This window comes from bacterium (assembly GCA_021158245.1).
Lineage (GTDB): Bacteria > Zhuqueibacterota > QNDG01 > QNDG01 > QNDG01 > QNDG01.
In genome coordinates this window covers 1-3,327 of sequence record JAGGVB010000022.1, presented here as the reverse complement: position 1 = coordinate 3,327, position 3,327 = coordinate 1, and the positions used below count along the sequence as shown (strand labels likewise).

Annotated in this window: 3 protein-coding genes; 1 reads left to right on the top strand and 2 read right to left on the bottom strand. The window is 36.2% G+C overall.

From position 1 onward, the window contains the following. Positions 1-161 precede the first annotated feature (161 nt). Positions 162-1,343 carry an ATP-binding protein gene (locus J7K93_01130; protein ID MCD6115592.1) on the bottom strand — a complete coding sequence of 394 codons (1,182 nt, stop codon included), beginning with the start codon at positions 1,341-1,343 and terminating at the stop codon, positions 162-164. Between the two features lie 58 nt (positions 1,344-1,401). Continuing rightward, complete coding sequence (locus tag J7K93_01125) at positions 1,402-1,608, bottom strand: hypothetical protein (GenBank protein MCD6115591.1); 207 nt, start codon at positions 1,606-1,608, stop codon at positions 1,402-1,404. A 187-nt stretch (positions 1,609-1,795) separates the two neighbouring features. Here J7K93_01125 and J7K93_01120 point away from each other — a divergent pair. Beyond that, positions 1,796-3,327: VCBS repeat-containing protein (locus J7K93_01120; protein MCD6115590.1), on the top strand; the 1,532-nt coding region annotated here is incomplete at its 3' end.

The window sequence follows — 3,327 nt, the reverse complement described above, 5'->3', positions numbered from 1 at the left end:
TTATACTGCAATATCCACTGAAGATTTTGAGGAGTGTGAAGAGCATTTTTTCGGGGAAGACCGGCTTGTTAATAAAGAACGTTCATGTTCTGCTGTGCTTGATATGGTGAGGAGATATCTGGAATAGTATAATAAGGAATTAAGGCGTAAGCCTTTCATCTTTAATTTATTTGCCTGATAAGGTCGTTGAAGAAATTAAACTTGCTTACGGGATTTAAAATTCTATTTTTTTCTACAGTATATTCCTGTTCGCCATTGTATAATACAAACCCGTTTTTGTAAATCTCTGGAAATAATTTTTGAAAATGTTTTATTCCCTTTAAAAAATCCTTTGTAAAAGTCTCCGCTGATTTAATCTCAATGGGAATTAACTGGTTTTGTTTCTTTATTATTAAATCAACTTCATTCCCATGAGAATCTCTGTAAAAATAAAATTCAGGTAAAATGCCCTTATTATAAGCAGCTTTAATAAATTCCAGAATAATAAAATTTTCGTACAAACCTCCGCGTAGAGGATCTCGATTTAACTGTGATTCAGTTGAAATATTACATAAATAGCAGGCCAGCCCTGTATCTGTAAAATAAATCTTAGGAGATTTAACAACCCTTTTCCTGATATTCGGGAAAAAAGGCGGAAGTTCGAAAAGTACGTAAGATGCTTTTAATACACTGATCCAGTTTTTAATTGTTGTTGATGATACTCCTACATCATTGCTTAAAGCCGAAAAATTTACAATCTGCCCGATTCTTCCTGCAAGGAGCTTCATAAACTGCTGAAACTGTCTGAGATCTTTAAGCTGAATAAGAGCTCTGACATCCCGCTCAATATAAGTTTGAAAGTAACCGCTGTAAAAACGTTGCTGTTTAAGTTTTTTCTCATGTATTCGTGGAAACATACCTTTAACTATTAAATTAAAAGAATTATAGTTATTGCCGTATTCTGATATCTCATTACACGAAAAAGGAAGCAGAGTCAGGACCGCTGTCCGTCCTGCAAGTGACTGGCTTACAGCCTGATGCAGTGCAGGCTGGTGGCTTCCGGTTAAAATAAATACTCCTGCATCATCTTTTTTATCAACAATACTTTGAATGTATGACAATAACTGAGGTACGTATTGAATTTCGTCAATAATTGCGCCGTGTGGCATATCGGATAAGAAGCCGCGGGGATCGAGTTCTGCGGCAAGGCGGATATCAGGATCTTCAAGGGAGATGTAATATTTATGCGGAAATGTCATTTGTGCAAGAGTTGTTTTACCTGACTGGCGGGGGCCTGTAATAGTTACAACAGGGTATTCTGCTGCCGCTTCTTTCAGCTCATCTGTTATTTCTCTTCTGATCATGAATAATTTTACACATATTCTGTGTAAATGTCAAGTATAACTTGAAATTTACACAATTTTAATCCATACCCAACCCAGCCCATACTATCCCATACCACCCCATTTCAGCCCATGCTATACCATGATGTCCCATGCAAGCACTGCTCATCCCATCCACCATGAAACCGGCAACTGCCGGATTAAATTCAATCATACTCAGCTTTGTGAAAATGAATACGGATTTAAGGCGTAAGCCTTTTATAAAATCATGCCGGATTAAATCCATTCCCCGCCCCGTAAAAACCGGGGCGTAATATTTCCTCGACAAATCCGATTTTTTTTATTATATTCATTGATATTATCATTCTTCACAGTAAAAACAGCTCAATTCATGTAATGCTATTATTGGCCATTCTATCACTGTTTTTGTTTTACGAACTGTTTATGTGATATGCTTAACGGAGAATAATTTCATGAGAATTCGTAATGTTTTTTTTCTGTTTTTCTGTTTTTTATATTGTTTTTTTCTTTCTGCATATTCTCAAGCCGCTCAAAAAACCGAACTGCCATCTGTTGATTTTTCTGAAATCAAGCCTGACTGCCTTCCGTATAAGTTTGTTGTAACAAGATCATTGTCTTTCAATAATGAGTCAATTACTGAAAGGTTTTTCCCAATAAATTGTACCGAAAATGGAACTGATAAACTGCTTATGATATCCTGCGGATATGAAAAATCTTTTTCACCTAATTATATAAGTATTGGAGGCCTTTACCCTCAGGCGGTAAAATTCCAGAAGAATTATTACGGCAGTACAGCTCTTTCTGTTTCTGATAAAAATTTTGATGTAAATAATGACGGAATTAAAGAGATATTTTTGTCCGAACTCAGGCCTGATGCGGTTTATCTGCATATTATCGATTCAGAAGGCCGGACCCTCCATTCTATTTTATGTGCTGAGAAACCCTATGGAATAAAAGGGAAATGGGAATCAGTTGTATATGCAAGAGCTTTTATGGATATTAACGGAGACGGAACGTCAGATATTATAATTACTATTGAAACTGATTACGGATTTAAACCCAGGGGAATCTATGCATTTGATTTAAAAAATAATAAATTTCTGTGGAAGTATAATACAGGATTTGTACCTACTTCATTACTGATAAATGATATTAATGGAGACAGTAAGAGAGAAATCATCATAGGTTCAAACGCGCCTGCAAACGGAGGAGGAGTTAAGATAAACGGAACAGATGATTCACATTCATACCTTACTGTTCTTGATTCCGCAGGTAAATGCCTTAAGTCCCAGGTTATCGGCGGAGAGTTTACAAGTACAACTGTTTATGCACGCGATCTGGACGGAGACGGAAGCAAAGAATTAATGGTTTCTTTTACAGGCCACGGCATTCCTGCAGAAGCTGATTTTATTGCTGTATGGAACCCTGTAACAGGAAATTTCGGCCCGAAAATTTCTATAGCGAAAACTCAGGCTGGAAATCTTGGATTCACAGATATTGACAGAGACGGTAAGGATGATGTAATTATAGGCTGGGATGACGGAAGAATAGAATTAAGAAACCATAATCTTGATATTATTAAATTCAGAAAATTTATACAATTTTCCCCGGGCAGAATAGTAGTTGCTGATTTTAATAATGACGGAGAAAAAGAGATTTTTGTTTCAGGAGCATTCAGGGGCCGTTCAGTTATTCTAATGTTAAGTCAAAAAATAGAACTGTTGGCATATGTTGACAAAAATCTTGTGATTTTGGAAAATTGTATAGTTAATCAGGGCTTTGGAAAAGATAAATTACTCCTTGCAGAAGGGCCTCCGGGTGTTTTTCTCTATAATATTGAAAAGCAATTTGCTCTAGTTCATAAAATTTCATGGGGATGGCTGATATCGGGCCTTTTTATCGGGATTTTTCTCGCAGGTTTTTCTTATACATTTTTTGCAGTTAAGCAGTCAAAAAAAACAGCACGCAGAGAAATAGAATCAGT

Excerpts from the sequence above, each read along its gene's own strand:
- J7K93_01130 (MCD6115592.1), bottom strand. The coding sequence starts at position 1,343 with ATGATCAGAAGAGAAATAACAGATGAGCTGAAAGAAGCGGCAGCAGAA.
- J7K93_01125 (MCD6115591.1), bottom strand. The coding sequence starts at position 1,608 with ATGGATTTAATCCGGCATGATTTTATAAAAGGCTTACGCCTTAAATCC.